The organism is Aeromonas lacus (assembly GCF_000764665.1).
GTDB lineage: Bacteria > Pseudomonadota > Gammaproteobacteria > Enterobacterales > Aeromonadaceae > Aeromonas > Aeromonas lacus.
Genome location: NZ_JRGM01000134.1, coordinates 45,418 through 61,863, shown reverse-complemented (window position 1 = coordinate 61,863; position 16,446 = coordinate 45,418). Strand labels below are relative to the sequence as shown.

The following is a 16,446-nucleotide window of genomic DNA, read 5'->3' as shown; positions in this document are numbered from 1 at the left end:
TGTTATGGTGGTTCCCTGTTTCGCAAGCCATTAATGATGGAGAACAACAAGATGGCCATATCAATCTGGCGCAAAACCACGCAGAGCCTGCTGACCCTGACCCTGCTGCTGGGCCTGACCGGCTGCGGCATGAACAACATCCCGACACTGGATGAGCAGGTCAAAGCCACGTGGGGACAGGTTGAAAACCAGTACCAGCGCCGGGCAGATCTCATCCCGAATCTGGTAGCAACCGTGAAAGGCTATGCCAGCCATGAGCAGGAGACCCTCAAGGCGGTCACCGATGCCCGATCCCGGGTTGGCAGCCTGCAGGTGAGCGACCCGGCCCAGCTCAAGGAGTTTGAAGCGGCGCAGAATCAGCTCACCAGCGCCCTCTCCCGCCTGATGGTGGTTGTGGAACGTTATCCGGAGCTCAAGGCGGATCAACAGTTCCTCACCCTGCAGGCCCAGCTGGAAGGGACGGAGAACCGTATCGCCGTAGCCCGCCGCGACTACATCGAGGCGGTGCGCCAGTTCAACACCGAGATCCGCACCTTCCCCGGGGTTATCTGGCACAAGATGCTCTACTCCGATCTGGAGGCCAAACCCAGCTTCAGTGCCAAACCCGGTGCTGACGAAGCGCCCAAGGTGAGCTTCCAATGAAAATGATGCTGCGCTGGTTTCTTCCCTGTCTGCTGCTCTGGGCCAGTGCCCTGCAAGCGGCACCGGACTTCCCGACGCTGAGCGGACGGGTCGTGGATGAAGCCAGTCTGATGTCCCGCAAACAGGCCCACCAGCTAACCCAGCAGCTGGCCGCCTTTGAAAAACGCAGCGGCATCCAGCTGGTCGTGGTCTCCGTCGACAGCTTGCAGGGCGAGACCATCGAAGAGTATGGCTATCAGCTGGGCCGGCACTGGGGGATCGGACAGAAGGGCAAGGATAACGGCGTCCTGCTGCTGATCGCTCAGGACGAGCGCAAGGTTCGCATCGAAGTGGGCTATGGGCTGGAAGGTGATCTGCCCGATGCCATTGCCGCCAACATTATTCAAACCCGGATCCTGCCTGCATTCAAACGGGGTGACATGGTGGCCGGGGTCGTTGCCGGCAGTCAGGCGATCATGCAGGCGCTGGGCGGCCAGTATCAGCCGACCGACAACGCCAGCAAGGAGGACAAACTCGGCGGCCCCTGGTTATTCATCCTGATGGTGATTGCGATGATCGTGCTCCATAACCTGCGAGGAGGCGGTGGTGGCCCGGGCGGGCGACGTCGTTCGGCCTACATGGCAGGGGGATTTGGAGCTGGCTCCTTTGGCAACCGCTCTGGCGGTGGCTTCAGCGGGGGTGGCGGCAGTTTTGGGGGCGGTGGTGCCTCTGGTGGTTGGTAACAGGGATTAAGAGACGACAACATGATTTCCAAACAGTTTTATCACACGCTTCAGGCCAGGGTCAGACAAGCCGAACAGGCCACGGACGCCGAACTGGTGACCGTGCTGGCCCCGGCCAGCGATGGATATCGCTATATTCCCACCCTCTGGGCCGCTCTGTTGGCCATGCTGACCCCGCTGCTGGTATTCCAGCTCGGCTTCTGGCTCGGCTGGTACGAGATCCTGCTGGTGCAGTGGTCGGTCTGGCTGCTGCTGAGCCTGCTGTTCCACTGGACCCCTATCAAGATGCGGCTGATCCCGAAACAGGTGCGCCAGCACAGGGCTGCCCTGATGGCTCGTCTGCAATTTGTCGAGCAGGGGCTGCACCGCACCCGCGATCGTCTGGGAGTGCTCATTTTTGTCTCGGCCGCCGAGCACTATGTCGAGATCCTGGTGGATGACGGCATTGCCCAGCATATCGACAACAGTCAGTGGCAGGAGATCATCAACGACTTCGTGATGCGGGTGCGCAACAACGAGATCGAGCAAGGTTTTCTGGAGTGTGTGGAGCGCACCAGCGACATTCTGACCGATGCCTTCCCTGCAACTCGTGACCAGAACGAGTTGCCGGACAGCCTGATCATCCTCGACAAGCCCTGAATCGGATTAAAAAAACGGCTTTCTGTTCAAGGGTTAGGCACTCGAGAAAGATTATGAAAAATAAGGGGAAAAATGGTTGACCCGCCCAGCCATTTCCCCTAAATTACGCCCCGTTCCAGCGCAACAGCGCAGCGAACGAAAATTTGGTGAGGTGTCCGAGTGGCTGAAGGAGCACGCCTGGAAAGTGTGTATACGGCAACGTATCGAGGGTTCGAATCCCTCCCTCACCGCCAAATTTAGAAAAGCCGACCTCAGGGTCGGCTTTTTGCTTTTCTACTGCTTGCCAGCTCTATCTTCCCTATTATTTATCCTGTACTGCCTGCTTTTTAAGCGCCCTCGATATCCATGCCACGCAGACTTGGCCAGAGCTCTAATTTATTGCTCGCAGATTGGATATCATTTTGAAAAACTGATACTTAAATAGCTAAACTAGCCATTATCAACATTCAGGGATGTGTAAAAAATGAGCTTAATCGGCTTGGTGCTGGCGTTGATCGCCATCTTGGGCGGTAACATGATCGAGGGCGGCCATCCCAGTGCGCTACTTGACCTGCCCGCCTTTCTTATCGTAATCGGCGGTACCATCGGCGCCGCACTGACCCAGTTTCCCTTCTCCGTAGTAGGTAACAGCCTGAAGCGGTTCAAATGGCTGCTTGCCCCTCTCAAACTCGATATGCTGGAACAGGCCCAGCTGCTCGAAACTCTGGCAGGCAATGCCCGGCGCAGCGGTATGCTGGCGCTTGAGGGGATGATTGAAGAGATTAAGGATCCCTTTTTGAAAAAAGGGGTCCAGATGATGGTCGATGGCTACGAGAAGACCAAGATCCACGAGGTGCTGGAAAACGAGATCGAATTTGAACAGGAAGATCTCGAGCAAACCGTCAAATTTTATGAAGCTATGGGTGGCTACTGCCCGACCATGGGGATCGTGGGTGCGGTATTCGGCCTCATCCACGCGATGGGCTTGCTGGATGCTCCGGACAAACTCGGTGGTGCCATCGCGGTAGCCTTTATCGCAACCATCTACGGGGTATCAGCCGCTAACCTCATCTTTTTGCCATTTGGCAACCGCTACAAGGCGTTTGCTCACCAGATCCGTCACTACAAGGAGATGACCCTTACCGGTATTCTCTGCATCGTGGATGGCGAGTCTCAAGCCAGACTGCAAGTAACCCTCGAACCGTATCTGGGAGGTCATGGTGGCCAAAAAGAAAAAGGCTGAAGCGCCAGAGAACCACGAACGCTGGCTGGTCTCCTATGCCGACTTCATGACTCTGCTGTTCGCCCTGTTCGTGGTGCTCTACTCCTTTGCGATGGCCAAACAGTCAGAGACCCGGGTGCTGATCCAGGGCTTTATCGAGTCGCTGGGTAAAATTGGTCTGGTCTCCCCTCCCGCCGGTTCACCTGTCATGCAGGGGGGGACAGGCATCCTCGAGCCGGAATCCAAGACCACACCGAGTAGCCCGAAGAAAGAGACTGTGCTGGAAAAGGATGCTCCGATGGCAGCTTCGGATCCGTTCAACGAGACCATAGGTGCCTCGGAGAAGCCAAGTGCCACCGAATCCTGGCCACACAAGACCAAAGAGCAGGAGTGGGTTCAAGTCACCAAGAAAAAACTTGAACAACAACTCAAGGCTCAAATTGAATCCAAAGATCTGGAAGTCGAGCAGCTTGGCAGTCAGCTGGTGATCCGCATCGGCGAGAAGGCGCTTTTCCCGGCCGACTCGGCATTTCTGCAGCCCCAGTTTGTACCGCTGGTCAACAAGATATCGGGCATTCTTGCCGATATTCCGGGGGCCATAGTAGTCACTGGTCACACCGATGATTCACAGGCTCCGGTAGAGCTCTACCGCAACAACTGGGAACTCTCGGTGCTGCGCGCCTCCGCTATAGTGCAGACACTGCTTGGCAATCCCAAACTGGATGCCAAGCGGGTTATCGCCCAGGGCGTAGCTGATACCCAGCCACGCTATGCCAATGACACCGCCGATCATCGGCAGGCCAACCGCCGGGTCGAGATCACCCTCTCTCAAGGCAAAGCCGCCGAACAGGCTCTTCCCCTGCTCAAACCCTGAGCGATAACATCCTCCTCCGCATAAAACCACCGCCCTGACTTCACACAGGGCGGCGGGTTACCCCTTTCAAAAAGCGCATACATATAGCCACTTATTTGAAATGGCTATTCCAGAGAGAAATGCAACCAATTGTCGCTGGATAATAATCAACCTTCGGAAGCTCAAATTTCAGACATGCCATCTGATCTGACCAGCGTCAATTACATACATTTTTCTCAATAAAATTGAGCTCCGTAACAAAATTTAATTTCCACTTAACCGATTAATAATTAATCCATAAAAATGACATGTAAATCAGTACTAAAGTGTCATAATGCGTGACATCATTGTTACACCGCATGATTAATTCGGTTAGGGAAAACCTCTATGTTTGCTGATATTGCTGTTCAACATTGGGCTTTTGCCATCTACGTCATTGCAGCCATTTGCCTCTGCCTGGGGATGATCGGCCTTGCTGCCGTGCTGGGTGGCCGTGCTCATGGCCGCACCAAAAACAAACCCTTCGAATCTGGCGTTGACTCGGTCGGCAGTGCCCGGCTGCGTTTCTCCGCCAAGTTCTATCTGGTCGCCATGTTCTTCGTCATCTTCGATGTCGAGGCGCTCTATCTCTTTGCCTGGTCCGTTTCCGTTCGTGAAAGCGGCTGGGTCGGTTTCATTGAAGCCACCATTTTCATCGGTCTGCTGTTGATCGGTCTGGTCTACCTCTGGCGCATCGGTGCGCTGGAGTGGTCGCCGCGCAAACCGCAGCTGAACAACAAAAACAGTGACTGAATCACAGACCCTTTCCTTGAGGTTGCACCATGAAGTACACCCTTACCCGGATAGACCCGGACGCACCGGTTGAACGCTATCCCCAGGAGCAGAGCCAAACCGTCGATGACCCTCTGATGCAGCAAGCCGAGCGCGGCATCCTGATGGGACGGGTCGAGGAGGTGTTGCAAAATGCCGTCAACTGGGGGCGCAAGAACTCCCTATGGCCCTACAACTTCGGTATCTCCTGCTGCTATGTGGAGATGTGTACCGCCTTCACCTCACCCCACGACGTGGCCCGCTTCGGGGCCGAAGTTATCCGAGCCTCTCCCCGTCAGGCCGATTTCATGGTGATCGCAGGTACTCCCTTCATCAAGATGGCACCTGTCATCCAGCGTCTCTATGAGCAGTTGCTCGAGCCCAAATGGGTGATCTCCATGGGAGCCTGTGCCAACTCTGGCGGTATGTATGACATCTACTCCGTGGTTCAGGGCGTCGACAAGTTCCTACCGGTCGATGTTTACATTCCGGGTTGCCCGCCCCGTCCCGAGGCGTTCCTGCAGGCACTGATGCTGTTGCAGGACTCTATCGGCAAGGAGCGACGTCCCCTCTCCTGGGTAGTTGGCGATCAGGGGATCTATCGTCCCGAGATGCCGGCCGAGAAGGACCGCAAGCGCGGCGAGCGCATCGATGTGACCAACCTGCGCACGCCGGATGAGATCTGACCATGAAACTGACTCGCGATTTTCCCAGCAATTATGCAATGGCCCAGTGGCAACCCACCGATCATAAGGATGCCAAGGTCATTGGCGAACTGTTCGCCCATTTTGGGGCACAGCATTTCACCATGCAGACTACCCGTACCGGCGTGCCTGTCGTCTGGCTTGCCCGGGAGCTGCTGCTCGATGTAATGAGCTTTCTGCGCAAGGTGCCCTCCCCGTTCGTGATGCTCTTCGATCTGAGTGCGACTGACGAACGGCTACGCACCCACCGCGAAGGTCTGCCGCAAAGCGACTTCACCGTTTTCTATCACCTCATCTCCATCGACCGTAACGCCGATGTAATGCTGAAGGTGCCGCTTGCCGAAAGCGATCTGCACCTGCCGACCGTCACCGGCCACTTCCCCAATGCCAACTGGTATGAACGGGAAGTGTGGGATCTGCTGGGTATCACCTTCGATGGTCATCCCCACCTGACCCGTATCATGATGCCCAAGAGCTGGCAGGGACATCCGCTGCGTAAGGATTATCCCGCGCGCGCCACCGAATTTGATCCCTTTATGCTCGATGCTGCCAAGCAGGACATGGAGCAGGAGAACCTGCTGTTCAAACCGGAGGAGTGGGGTCTGGCCCGTGGTAACGAGAACGAGGACTACATGTTCCTGAACCTCGGCCCCAACCATCCCTCGGCTCACGGTGCCTTCCGTCTGGTACTGCAACTCGATGGCGAGGAGATCCGCAACTGCGTACCCGATATCGGCTACCACCATCGCGGTGCCGAGAAGATGGGCGAGCGCCAATCCTGGCACAGCTACATCCCCTATACCGACCGGGTCGAGTATCTGGGCGGTGTGATGAACAACCTCCCCTACGTGCTGGCGGTCGAGAAGCTGGCCGGTATCAAGGTGCCACAGCGGGTCGACATGATCCGGGTGATGATGGCGGAGCTGTTCCGCATCCAGAGTCACCTCTTGTTCCTCGGTACCTATATTCAGGACGTGGGGGCCATGACCCCGGTCTTCTTCACCTTTACCGACCGCCAGAAGATCTACACCATCATCGAAGCGATCACCGGCGCCCGTATGCATCCGGCCTGGTTCCGCATCGGCGGTGTTGCCCACGACCTGCCCAACGGATGGCAACGTCTGATCCAGGACAACCTGCTGAGCTGGCTGCCCAAGCGGCTGATGGATTACGAGAAAGCAGCGATGCGCAACAGTATTCTGCGTGGTCGTACTATCGGTGTCTCCGCCTACACCACCGAACAGGCACTGGCCTGGGGTACTACGGGGGCAGGCTTGCGCGCCACCGGCCTCAACTTCGACGTGCGCAAGTGGCGTCCCTACTCCGGTTACGATCAGTTCGACTTCGAAGTGCCGGTCGGCAGCAACGGCGATGCCTATGATCGCGCCACCGTTCGCATCGAGGAGATCCGCCAAAGCCTCTCCATCATCGAACAGTGCATGAAGAACATGCCGGAGGGCCCGTTCAAGGCGGATCACCCGCTGACCACTCCGCCGCCCAAAGAACGCACGCTGCAGCACATCGAGACCCTGATCAACCACTTCCTGCAAGTGTCTTGGGGCCCGGTAATGCCGGCAGCCGAGTCGTTCCAGATGATTGAGGCGACCAAGGGCGTCAACAGTTACTACCTGACCAGCGATGGCTCAACCATGAGCTACCGAACCCGGATCCGCACCCCGAGCTTTGCTCACCTGCAACAGATCCCCTCGGTGATCAAAGGCAGCATGGTGTCGGATCTCATCGTCTATCTGGGCAGTATCGATTTCGTTATGTCGGATGTGGACCGTTAACTCATCACGGGTTGCTCGCCAAGGCGAGTGACCCGCAATGACGAGACAACAGGACTCGCAGTAAAAGGACAAGCCACAAAAGGTCAAGTCATGAGCCAGCAATGTCAGTGTCACAATAATCAGACCCCGCAGGGGCAAGGGGCTTGCAGCAGCAAACGGGACGACTTTGTCCTGAGTCAGGCTGAACGCGACGCCATCGAACATGAGAAACACCATTACGAAGATCCCCGTGCTGCCAGCATCGAAGCACTCAAGATAGTGCAGCAGGCCCGTGGCTGGGTGCCTGACGGCGCTATTCACGCCATCGCTACCGAGTTGGGTATTCCCGCCAGCGATGTCGAGGGGGTCGCCACCTTCTATAGCCAGATTTTCCGCCAGCCGGTGGGGCGCCACATCATCCGCGTCTGCGACAGCATGGTCTGCTACATCAATGGCCATGAAGAGCTGATGGCCGGTCTCAAGGAGGTGATGAACCTCGGCCCCGGTCAAACCACCCCGGATGGCCGCTTCACCCTGCTGCCGGTCTGCTGCCTTGGCAACTGCGACAAGGGGCCGGCCATCATGATCGATGACGACACCTATGGCGGGCTCGACCCCGTTACCTTGCTGAAAACCCTGGAGGCTTACCCATGAGCCTGCAACAGAGCAAGATCCTCACCTCCTTTGGCACCGCCAACCGCACCCCGCGTGCGGCCGAGACCCATCCGCTCACCTGGCGGCTACGTGACGATGGCCAGCCGGTATGGCTGGAGGAGTATCAGGCCAAGCAGGGTTATGAAGCGGTTCGCAAAGCACTCAGCCAGATGAGTCCGGACGAGATCGTTACTACCGTCAAGGATGCCGGTCTCAAGGGACGTGGCGGCGCGGGCTTCCCCACTGGCGTGAAGTGGGGGCTAATGCCCAAAGACGAGAGCATGAACATCCGCTACCTGCTCTGTAACGCCGACGAGATGGAGCCCAACACCTGGAAAGACCGGCTGCTGATGGAGCAACTGCCCCACCTGCTGATCGAAGGGATGATTATCTCGGCCCGGGCGCTGAAAGCCTATCGCGGTTATATCTTCCTGCGCGGTGAATATGTCGATGCAGCCATCAACCTGCGCCGTGCGGTGGAAGAGGCAAAAGCCGCCGGTTTGCTTGGCAAAAACATTTTGGGCTCGGGTTTTGATTTCGAGCTGTTTGTTCACACCGGCGCCGGTCGCTACATCTGTGGCGAAGAGACGGCCCTTATCAACTCGCTGGAAGGGCGCCGTGCCAACCCGCGCGCCAAGCCCCCCTTCCCCGCTGTTTCCGGCGTCTGGGGCAAACCCACCTGTGTCAACAACGTCGAGACCCTCTGCAACGTGCCTGCCATTATCGGCAACGGGGTGGCTTGGTATCACGGGCTGGCCCTGCCGGGCTCTGAAGACCACGGTACCAAGCTGATGGGCTTCTCCGGCAAGGTAAACAACCCCGGGGTGTGGGAGCTGCCGTTTGGCATCACCGCCCGCGAGCTGTTTGAAAACTATGCCGGCGGAATGAAGAGCGGCTATCGCCTGAAAGCCTGGCAACCGGGCGGTGCGGGAACCGGTTTCTTGCTGCCAGAGCACCTCGATGCCCAGATGTATACCGCCGGTATCGGCAAGGTCGGCACCCGGATGGGGACCGGCCTCGCCATGGCGGTGGATGACAGCATCAGCATGGTCTCCCTGCTGCGCAACATGGAGGAGTTCTTCGCCCGCGAGTCATGTGGCTGGTGTACTCCCTGTCGCGATGGCCTGCCCTGGAGCGTCAAGCTGCTGCGCGCGCTTGAACGTGGCGAGGGGCAATCAGGCGATCTGGCTACGCTGGAGCAGCTCTGCAATTTCTTGGGCCCGGGTAAAACCTTCTGTGCCCATGCTCCGGGCGCCGTCGAACCGCTTGCCAGCGCGATCAAATATTTCCGCTCCGAATTCGAAGCGGGGATCAAGGGCAGCGGCGATAACCGCAAGCCGGTCAAAGGGATCCAGCCCAATCTCTTGGGTGAACGCTGGTAAACGCCAAGCGCATCAGACAATAGCCGAATTCACAAAACAGGTTTCAGGGAAGTTGTATGGCGACCATTCATGTAGACGGTAAAGAGTTCGAGGTAGACGGGGCAGATAACCTGCTGCAAGCCTGTCTGTCCCTTGGTCTGGACGTCCCCTATTTTTGCTGGCACCCGGCGCTTGGTAGTGTCGGAGCCTGCCGCCAGTGCGCGGTCAAACAGTATCAGAATGCCGATGACAAGCGTGGCCGTCTGGTGATGTCCTGCATGACACCGGCCACCGATGGCACCTATATCGCTATCGAAGATGAAGAGGCCAAGGAGTTTCGCAAGAGCGTGGTGGAGTGGCTGATGACCAACCACCCCCACGACTGCCCGGTATGTGAAGAGGGTGGCGCCTGCCACCTGCAGGATATGACGGTGATGACTGGCCACAACAGCCGTCGCTACCGCTTCACCAAGCGTACCCACCAGAATCAGGATCTCGGCCCCTTCATCAGCCACGAGATGAACCGCTGCATCGCCTGCTACCGCTGCGTCCGTTATTACAAGGATTATGCCGGTGGCGAGGATCTCGGCGTCTACGGTGCCCACGACAACGTCTACTTCGGACGAGTCGAGGATGGCACTCTGGAGAGCGAATTCTCCGGCAACCTGGTGGAAGTCTGCCCTACCGGCGTTTTCACCGACAAGACTCACTCCGAGCGTTATAACCGCAAATGGGACATGCAGTTTGCCCCGAGCGTCTGCCAGCAGTGCTCCGTGGGCTGCAACATCAGCCCGGGCGAGCGTTATGGCGAGCTGCGCCGCATCGAAAACCGCTTCCACGGCAGCCTCAACCACTACTTCCTCTGCGACCGCGGCCGCTTTGGCTATGGCTATGTCAACCTAGCCGATCGCCCGCGTCAGCCGCTGCTGCGTGAAGGTAACGACAAGCTGGCCATCACGGTAGATGGCGCCCTCAACCGCGCCGCCGATGCCTTGCGCACCGCCAGCGGTGTCATCGGTATCGGTTCGCCCCGCGCGTCGCTGGAGAGCAATTTCGCTCTGCGCGAACTGGTGGGTGAAGACAACTTCTATTGCGGCATGGAGCAGGCCGAGTGGGAATGCCAGCAGAAGATCCTGCAGATTTTGCAGCATGGCGGCGTATCAACCCCCAGTCTGCGTGACATGGAAGAGGCCGACGCCATTCTGGTGCTCGGTGAAGATGTCACCATGAGTGCGGCTCGAATTGCGCTGGCCCTGCGTCAAACCGTCAAGGGCAAGGCTCGCGAGCTGGCTCGCAAAATGAAGGTCGACCTGTGGCAGGTTGCCGCGGTGCAGACTCTGGGCCAGAACGAGCGCTATCCGCTGCTCATCACCAGTCTCGACAACACCCGTCTCGATGATGTAGCTGCCGACAAACTGCACGCTCCCTACGCCGATCAGGCGCGCCTTGGCTTTGCCATCGCCAACCTGCTCGACAATGCGGCGCCAGCTATCACCGACCTCTCTGCCGAGCAGCAGGCTCAGGCTGCACGCTGGGCCGAACTGCTGGGCAACGCCAAAAAACCGCTCATCATCGCCGGCTCCAGCGCACGCAGCGTGGCGCTGGTTGAAGCAGCCAGCAACATTGCCCGTGCCCTGAAAGGGCGTGGTCTGGAAGCCAGCATCGCGCTGGTTGCCCAAGAGGCCAACTCGCTGGGTCTAGCCATGCTGGGTGGCAAGCCGCTTGAGGCAGCTTTCGAGCGCATCGAAGCGCAAGAGAAGCTGGCGCTGGTGACGCTTGAGAACGATCTTTATCGCCGCGCACCGCGCAACCGTGTGGATACAGCGCTGGCACGACTGCAGCACCTGCTGGTCATCGATCATCAAGATACCCAGACTGCGCAAAAGGCAGACCTGATCCTGCCAGCCGCCAGCTTTGCCGAAGCCGATGGCACCCTGGTGAACATGGAAGGTCGCGCCCAGCGCTTCTTCCAGGTCTATGCCCCAGCCTTCTACAACGCCGATATTCAGGTGCGTGAAGGGTGGCGCTGGCTGGCGGCGCTGCAAGGCGCTCTTGAGCACAAATCTCTGCGCTGGCAGAACTTCGACCAGATCAACCATGACTGCGCCACCAGCAATCCGCTGCTGGCCACCATGCTCGAAGCTGCCCCCAACGCAGGCTTGCGGATCCGCGGCATGCGTCTGGCTCGTGAACCGCACCGCTACAGTGGCCGCACCTCCATGCTGGCCAACCAGAACGTCAGCGAGCCGCGGGTGGCTCAGGATCCCGATTCCCCCTTCAACTTCTCCATGGAAGGGTATGCCGGGGCCCGTCAGCCGCTGCCGCAAGTACCGTTCGCCTGGGCGCCGGGCTGGAACTCCCCTTCCGCCTGGAACAAGTTCCAGGATGAGGTGGGTGGCAAACTGCGCGCCGGTGATCCCGGTCGTCGCCTGCTGGAAGCAAGCGAGGATACCCTTGGCTGGTTTGCTGCCATCCCCTCCCCCTTCAAGGCAGAGGATGCGCTGCAAGTGGTCAACTATGTCCAGTTGTTTGGTGGTGAGGAGCTCTCCGCCCGCAGCCTGGTAATCCAGAGCCGGATGAACGAACCCGAGCTGGTGCTGAATCCGGCCGATGCGAAGCGTCTGGCACTGTGTGCCGGCAATCAGGTCTCCTTCTCCTGGGGTGGTAGCCACTGGCAACTGCGTCTGCGTCTGAGCGAGCAGCTGGCAGCCGGTCTGATAGGTTTGCCCCTTGGCGTCAACGGTCTGCCAACTGCGCTGCAGCAGGCATATATCAATAACCTGCAGGAGGTCATCGCATGAGCGACTCGCTGATTGATCTGTTGCTGGAGGTCGGCAAGGCACTGCTCGTGCTGGTGGGGATCGTGGGGGCTGGCGCCTTCATGAGCTTCATCGAACGCCGCCTGCTGGCGCTGTGGCAGGATCGCTACGGCCCCAACCGGGTTGGCCCGTTCGGCCTGCTGCAACTGGCGGCCGACATGGTCAAGATGTTCTTCAAGGAGGACTGGATCCCGCCGTTCGCCGATCGGCGGATCTTCATCCTGGCCCCCATCATCGCCTTCACCGCCTTTATTCTGGCGTTTGCGGTCGTGCCGATCAGCCCGACCTGGGGCGTGGCAGATCTCAACGTGGGTCTGCTTTACATCCTGGCCATCGCGGGGCTGGCGGTCTATGCGGTGCTGTTCGCCGGCTGGTCGAGCAACAACAAATACTCCCTGCTAGGTAGTCTGCGCGCCTCGGCCCAGACCCTCTCCTACGAGGTATTCCTCGGCCTATCCCTAATGGGGGTGGTGATCCAGACAGGCAGCTTCAACCTGCGCGACATCGTCGAGGCTCAAGCTGGTCTGTGGAACGTGGTCCCCCAGATCCTTGGTTTTGTCACCTTCCTGTTTGCCGGCGTTGCCGTCACCCACCGTCACCCATTTGACCAGCCGGAGGCCGAGCAGGAGCTCGCCGATGGTTATCACATCGAGTATGCGGGGATGAAATGGGGTCTCTTCTTCGTGGGCGAATATATCGGCATTGTGCTGATCTCCTCGCTCATCGTGACCCTCTTCTTTGGTGGCTGGCACGGTCCCTGGTTGCCCCCCTTCATCTGGTTTGCTCTGAAGACCGCCTGCTTCATGGTGTTCTTCATTCTGCTGCGGGCCTCCCTGCCTCGCCCGCGCTTTGACCAGGTGATGGCATTTGGCTGGAAAGTCTGCTTGCCGCTGACCCTGCTTAATATGCTGGTCACCGCGGCAGTAGTGCTGATGAATGTGCAGTGAGGCACGAGATGAAAATTTTTAGCATTATCCAGGGTGTTGGCACCCAGTTACGCAGTCTGGCCATGGTCTTCTCCCATGCCTGGCGGCCTCGTGAAACCCTGAACTACCCGGAAGAGGCGGTCTATGTGCCGCCCCGCTACCGCGGCCGTATCGTGCTGACTCGCGATCCGGACGGTGACGAGCGCTGCGTGGCCTGCAACCTCTGCGCGGTCGCCTGCCCGGTCGGCTGTATCTCGCTGCAGAAATCCGAGCGAGAAGATGGTCGCTGGTACCCGGAATTCTTTCGCATCAACTTTTCCCGCTGCATCTTCTGTGGTCTGTGCGAAGAGGCTTGCCCCACCACCGCTATCCAGCTGACGCCGGATTTCGAAATGGGTGAGTATCGCCGCCAGGATCTGGTGTACGAGAAGGAAGATCTGCTGATCAGCGGGCCAGGCAAATACCCGGACTACAACTTCTATCGCATGAGCGGGATGGCCATCGACGGCAAGCCGAAAGGGGAAGCCGAAAACGAAGCCAAACCCATCGATGTCAAGAGCCTGCTGCCCTGAGGAGTCAATCATGGAACTGGCATTTTATGCCTCGGCCCTGGTGGCCATTTACAGCACGCTGCGGGTGATCAGCACCAGCAATCCCATGCATGCGCTGCTCAATCTCATCATCTCCCTCATCGCCGTGGCCATGATCTTCTTCTGCCTGGGTGCCGCCTTTGCCGGCGCCCTGCAGGTGATCGTCTACGCGGGTGCCATCATGGTGCTGTTCGTGTTTGTGGTGATGATGCTGAACTTGGGTTCAGCACAGGCGCAGGAGAAAAACTGGCTCACCCCCATGACCTGGGTGGGGCCAGCCCTGCTCTCGCTGATCCTGCTGGGCTTCCTGGCCCACGGCATCCTCGGGGTGACCGGCGGCCTGCTCGGGGTGACCGACGTCACCGCCAAACAGGTGGGTGTCGAACTCTTTGGCCCCTATGTGCTGGCAGTGGAGCTTGCCTCCATCCTGCTGCTGGCGGGTCTGGTGACAGCCTACCATCTGGGCCGGGAAGACAAGAGCGGCGAAGTGCTCTCCGTCCCCCGCAATCAATCACGTCCGTCACATGAAGGAGGTCAGCAATGAATGGAATCCCCATGGAGCACGGCCTCCTGCTGGCCGCGGTGCTCTTCTGCATCGGGTTATGCGGCCTGCTGATCCGCCGCAACCTGCTCTACATCCTGATGAGCATCGAAATCATGATGAATGCCTCGGCACTGGCATTTGTGGTGGCGGGTAGCCGCTGGGCTCAGGCCGATGGCCAGATCATGTACATACTGGTGATTTCTCTGGCAGCAGCGGAGGCCAGTATCGGCCTTGCCCTGTTACTGCTGCTCTATCGTCGTTACCACACCCTTAACGTGGACACTGTGAGCGAGATGCACGGATGAGCCTCTTATATCTGACTTTTCTATTTCCGCTGCTGGGGTGGCTGGTATTGGCCTTCTCCCTCGGCCGTCTGGGGGAGCGCACCTCGGCGCTGATCGGGGTGGGTTCCATTGGTCTCTCGGCGCTTACCACGCTCTGGGTCGGCATGGACTTTCTGGCCAACCCGCCCGAGGGTGGCGTCTATATCCAGCACCTGTGGCAGTGGATGGCGGTAGGCCACTTCACCCCCACCTTCAGCCTGGCGCTGGATGGCCTGTCGCTGACCATGTTGGGTGTAGTGACCGGGGTGGGCTTCTTCATCCACCTGTTCGCCTCCTGGTACATGCGCGGTGAAGAGGGCTACTCCCGCTTCTTCACCTACACCAACCTCTTTATCGCCAGCATGCTGTTTCTGGTACTGGCCGATGACCTGCTGTTTGTCTACCTCGGCTGGGAAGGGGTGGGGCTGTGCAGCTACCTGCTGATCGGCTTCTACTACAAGGATCGCAACAATGGCGCGGCGGCCCTCAAGGCCTTCATCGTGACCCGTGTGGGTGACGTGTTCCTCGCGATCGGCCTGTTTATCCTTTATCGCGAACTGGGCACCCTAAATATCCACGAGCTGCTGGTTCGTGCGCCGACCATGTTTGCCGAGGGCTCCCCTGCCCTGTCGCTCGCCTGCCTGATGCTGCTGGGTGGTGCGGTCGGTAAATCGGCCCAGTTGCCGCTGCAAACCTGGCTGGCGGATGCGATGGCAGGCCCCACACCGGTCTCTGCGCTGATCCACGCAGCCACCATGGTGACCGCCGGTGTCTACCTGATTGCCCGCACCCACGGTCTGTTCCTGCTGGCACCGGAGATCCTCCATCTGGTCGGGCTGGTCGGTGCCATCACCCTGGTGCTGGCAGGCTTTGCGGCGCTGGTTCAGACCGACATCAAGCGGATCCTCGCCTACTCCACCATGAGCCAGATTGGCTACATGTTCCTGGCACTCGGTGTCGGCGCATGGGAAGGGGCCATCTTCCACCTGATGACCCACGCCTTCTTCAAGGCGCTGCTGTTCCTCTCCGCTGGTGCCGTTATCGTCGCGACACACCACGAGCAGAACATCTTCAAGATGGGCGGCCTGCGCAAGAGCCTGCCGCTGGTCTATGCCTGCTTCCTGGTGGGTGGTTCGGCGCTGGCCGCGCTGCCGCTGGTCACCTCCGGTTTCTATAGTAAGGACGCCATTCTGTGGCAAGTAGAAGCCTCTGGCCAAAGCGCTCTGCTGTGGGCTGGTCTGGTAGGGGCATTCCTGACCTCCCTCTATACCTTCCGGCTGATCTTTATCGCCTTCCATGGCAAAGAGCAGACCAAAGCCCACGCCGGTCACGGTCTGGCTCACCATCTGCCGCTACTGGTACTGCTGGTGCTCTCCACCGGCATCGGGGCACTGATCACCCCGCCACTGGCAGGTGTGCTACCCGCAGGCCCGGGTGATCATATCGAAGAGGGTCGCCATGCGCTGGAGGTAGCCTCCGGCATCATTGCCATCGCAGGCATTGCGCTGGCCGCCTTCCTGTTCCTCGGTGAGCGCCGACTGGCCACCTCGATTGCCAACAGTGCGCCGGGCCGTCTGCTCAGCACCCTCTGGTTCAACGCCTGGGGCTTTGACTGGCTCTACGACCAGCTGTGGGTCAAGCCCTATCTGCTGGCTACCCGTCTGGTCGGGCAGGATCCGCTGGACTGGATGATGGGCCTGCCCGCCTGGTTTGCCCTGCGTGGCAACCAGTTGCTGGCCTGGACGGTCACCGGCAAGTTGCGCTGGTATGCCGCTTCCATGGGGATCGGTGCAGCACTGGTGCTGGCACTGCTGCTACTGGGGTAAACGCGATGAACAACACGAAAATCGTACAGCCGGGCTGTTTGCCGACCTTGATGGAACAGGGCG

The 16,446-nt window shown here is 59.0% G+C and carries 16 protein-coding genes and 1 tRNA gene; all 17 read left to right on the top strand.

Annotated elements, in window-relative coordinates; all coding sequences use genetic code 11:
• Positions 1 to 36: 36 nt before the first annotated feature.
• Positions 37 to 642: a LemA family protein gene (locus LG31_RS0111075; RefSeq protein ID WP_033114570.1), complete on the top strand. Its 606-nt coding sequence runs from the start codon at positions 37 to 39 to the stop codon at positions 640 to 642.
• On the top strand, positions 639 to 1,364 hold the full coding sequence (locus LG31_RS0111070) for a TPM domain-containing protein (RefSeq protein WP_033114532.1): 726 nt from the start codon (positions 639 to 641) through the stop codon (positions 1,362 to 1,364). The genes LG31_RS0111075 and LG31_RS0111070 overlap by 4 nt, the downstream gene beginning before the upstream one ends.
• 21 nt (positions 1,365 to 1,385) lie before the next feature.
• Positions 1,386 to 2,003: a TPM domain-containing protein gene (locus LG31_RS0111065; protein ID WP_033114531.1), complete on the top strand. Its 618-nt coding sequence runs from the start codon at positions 1,386 to 1,388 to the stop codon at positions 2,001 to 2,003.
• A 145-nt stretch (positions 2,004 to 2,148) separates the two neighbouring features.
• Positions 2,149 to 2,236, top strand: a tRNA-Ser gene (locus LG31_RS0111060).
• Between the two features lie 230 nt (positions 2,237 to 2,466).
• Positions 2,467 to 3,225 (top strand): flagellar motor protein, encoded by a 759-nt coding sequence (locus tag LG31_RS0111055; RefSeq protein WP_033114530.1) that lies wholly within the window; start codon positions 2,467 to 2,469, stop codon positions 3,223 to 3,225.
• Positions 3,200 to 4,078, top strand: coding sequence for a flagellar motor protein MotB (locus LG31_RS0111050; protein ID WP_033114529.1), 879 nt, complete (start codon positions 3,200 to 3,202; stop codon positions 4,076 to 4,078). The genes LG31_RS0111055 and LG31_RS0111050 overlap by 26 nt, the downstream gene beginning before the upstream one ends.
• 366 nt (positions 4,079 to 4,444) lie before the next feature.
• The gene (locus LG31_RS0111045; RefSeq protein ID WP_033114528.1) at positions 4,445 to 4,849 is read left to right on the top strand and encodes an NADH-quinone oxidoreductase subunit A; all 405 of its coding nucleotides are present in this window, start codon (positions 4,445 to 4,447) and stop codon (positions 4,847 to 4,849) included.
• 29 nt (positions 4,850 to 4,878) lie between these two features.
• Entirely contained in the window at positions 4,879 to 5,553 is a 675-nt protein-coding gene (locus LG31_RS0111040; RefSeq protein ID WP_033114527.1) for a NuoB/complex I 20 kDa subunit family protein, read from the top strand.
• Positions 5,554 to 5,555: 2 nt separating this feature from the next.
• Complete coding sequence (gene nuoC, locus LG31_RS0111035; protein WP_033114526.1) at positions 5,556 to 7,361, top strand: NADH-quinone oxidoreductase subunit C/D; 1,806 nt, start codon at positions 5,556 to 5,558, stop codon at positions 7,359 to 7,361.
• Between the two features lie 90 nt (positions 7,362 to 7,451).
• On the top strand, positions 7,452 to 7,994 hold the full coding sequence (gene nuoE, locus LG31_RS0111030) for an NADH-quinone oxidoreductase subunit NuoE (RefSeq protein ID WP_033114525.1): 543 nt from the start codon (positions 7,452 to 7,454) through the stop codon (positions 7,992 to 7,994).
• On the top strand, positions 7,991 to 9,376 hold the full coding sequence (gene nuoF, locus LG31_RS0111025) for an NADH-quinone oxidoreductase subunit NuoF (RefSeq protein ID WP_033114524.1): 1,386 nt from the start codon (positions 7,991 to 7,993) through the stop codon (positions 9,374 to 9,376). Before nuoE ends, nuoF begins: the two co-directional genes overlap by 4 nt.
• A 56-nt stretch (positions 9,377 to 9,432) precedes the next feature.
• The gene (gene nuoG / locus LG31_RS0111020; RefSeq protein ID WP_033114523.1) at positions 9,433 to 12,156 is read left to right on the top strand and encodes an NADH-quinone oxidoreductase subunit NuoG; all 2,724 of its coding nucleotides are present in this window, start codon (positions 9,433 to 9,435) and stop codon (positions 12,154 to 12,156) included.
• Positions 12,153 to 13,121: an NADH-quinone oxidoreductase subunit NuoH gene (gene nuoH / locus LG31_RS0111015; RefSeq protein WP_033114522.1), complete on the top strand. Its 969-nt coding sequence runs from the start codon at positions 12,153 to 12,155 to the stop codon at positions 13,119 to 13,121. Before nuoG ends, nuoH begins: the two co-directional genes overlap by 4 nt.
• An 8-nt stretch (positions 13,122 to 13,129) precedes the next feature.
• A complete protein-coding gene (gene nuoI / locus LG31_RS0111010) occupies positions 13,130 to 13,672 on the top strand; it encodes an NADH-quinone oxidoreductase subunit NuoI (RefSeq protein WP_033114521.1) in 543 nt (180 codons plus the stop codon).
• 10 nt (positions 13,673 to 13,682) lie between these two features.
• Positions 13,683 to 14,234: an NADH-quinone oxidoreductase subunit J gene (gene nuoJ, locus LG31_RS0111005; RefSeq protein ID WP_033114520.1), complete on the top strand. Its 552-nt coding sequence runs from the start codon at positions 13,683 to 13,685 to the stop codon at positions 14,232 to 14,234.
• Positions 14,231 to 14,539: an NADH-quinone oxidoreductase subunit NuoK gene (gene nuoK, locus LG31_RS0111000; protein WP_033114519.1), complete on the top strand. Its 309-nt coding sequence runs from the start codon at positions 14,231 to 14,233 to the stop codon at positions 14,537 to 14,539. Before nuoJ ends, nuoK begins: the two co-directional genes overlap by 4 nt.
• Positions 14,536 to 16,383 carry an NADH-quinone oxidoreductase subunit L gene (nuoL, locus tag LG31_RS0110995; RefSeq protein ID WP_033114518.1) on the top strand — a complete coding sequence of 616 codons (1,848 nt, stop codon included), beginning with the start codon at positions 14,536 to 14,538 and terminating at the stop codon, positions 16,381 to 16,383. Before nuoK ends, nuoL begins: the two co-directional genes overlap by 4 nt.
• Positions 16,384 to 16,446: the final 63 nt, after the last annotated feature.

Coding starts and splice junctions, on each gene's coding strand:
- LG31_RS0111075 (WP_033114570.1), top strand. CDS start 37: ATGGAGAACAACAAGATGGCCATATCAATCTGGCGCAAAACCACGCAG.
- LG31_RS0111070 (WP_033114532.1), top strand. CDS start 639: ATGAAAATGATGCTGCGCTGGTTTCTTCCCTGTCTGCTGCTCTGGGCC.
- LG31_RS0111065 (WP_033114531.1), top strand. CDS start 1,386: ATGATTTCCAAACAGTTTTATCACACGCTTCAGGCCAGGGTCAGACAA.
- LG31_RS0111055 (WP_033114530.1), top strand. CDS start 2,467: ATGAGCTTAATCGGCTTGGTGCTGGCGTTGATCGCCATCTTGGGCGGT.
- LG31_RS0111050 (WP_033114529.1), top strand. CDS start 3,200: ATGGTGGCCAAAAAGAAAAAGGCTGAAGCGCCAGAGAACCACGAACGC.
- LG31_RS0111045 (WP_033114528.1), top strand. CDS start 4,445: ATGTTTGCTGATATTGCTGTTCAACATTGGGCTTTTGCCATCTACGTC.
- LG31_RS0111040 (WP_033114527.1), top strand. CDS start 4,879: ATGAAGTACACCCTTACCCGGATAGACCCGGACGCACCGGTTGAACGC.
- nuoC (WP_033114526.1), top strand. CDS start 5,556: ATGAAACTGACTCGCGATTTTCCCAGCAATTATGCAATGGCCCAGTGG.
- nuoE (WP_033114525.1), top strand. CDS start 7,452: ATGAGCCAGCAATGTCAGTGTCACAATAATCAGACCCCGCAGGGGCAA.
- nuoF (WP_033114524.1), top strand. CDS start 7,991: ATGAGCCTGCAACAGAGCAAGATCCTCACCTCCTTTGGCACCGCCAAC.
- nuoG (WP_033114523.1), top strand. CDS start 9,433: ATGGCGACCATTCATGTAGACGGTAAAGAGTTCGAGGTAGACGGGGCA.
- nuoH (WP_033114522.1), top strand. CDS start 12,153: ATGAGCGACTCGCTGATTGATCTGTTGCTGGAGGTCGGCAAGGCACTG.
- nuoI (WP_033114521.1), top strand. CDS start 13,130: ATGAAAATTTTTAGCATTATCCAGGGTGTTGGCACCCAGTTACGCAGT.
- nuoJ (WP_033114520.1), top strand. CDS start 13,683: ATGGAACTGGCATTTTATGCCTCGGCCCTGGTGGCCATTTACAGCACG.
- nuoK (WP_033114519.1), top strand. CDS start 14,231: ATGAATGGAATCCCCATGGAGCACGGCCTCCTGCTGGCCGCGGTGCTC.
- nuoL (WP_033114518.1), top strand. CDS start 14,536: ATGAGCCTCTTATATCTGACTTTTCTATTTCCGCTGCTGGGGTGGCTG.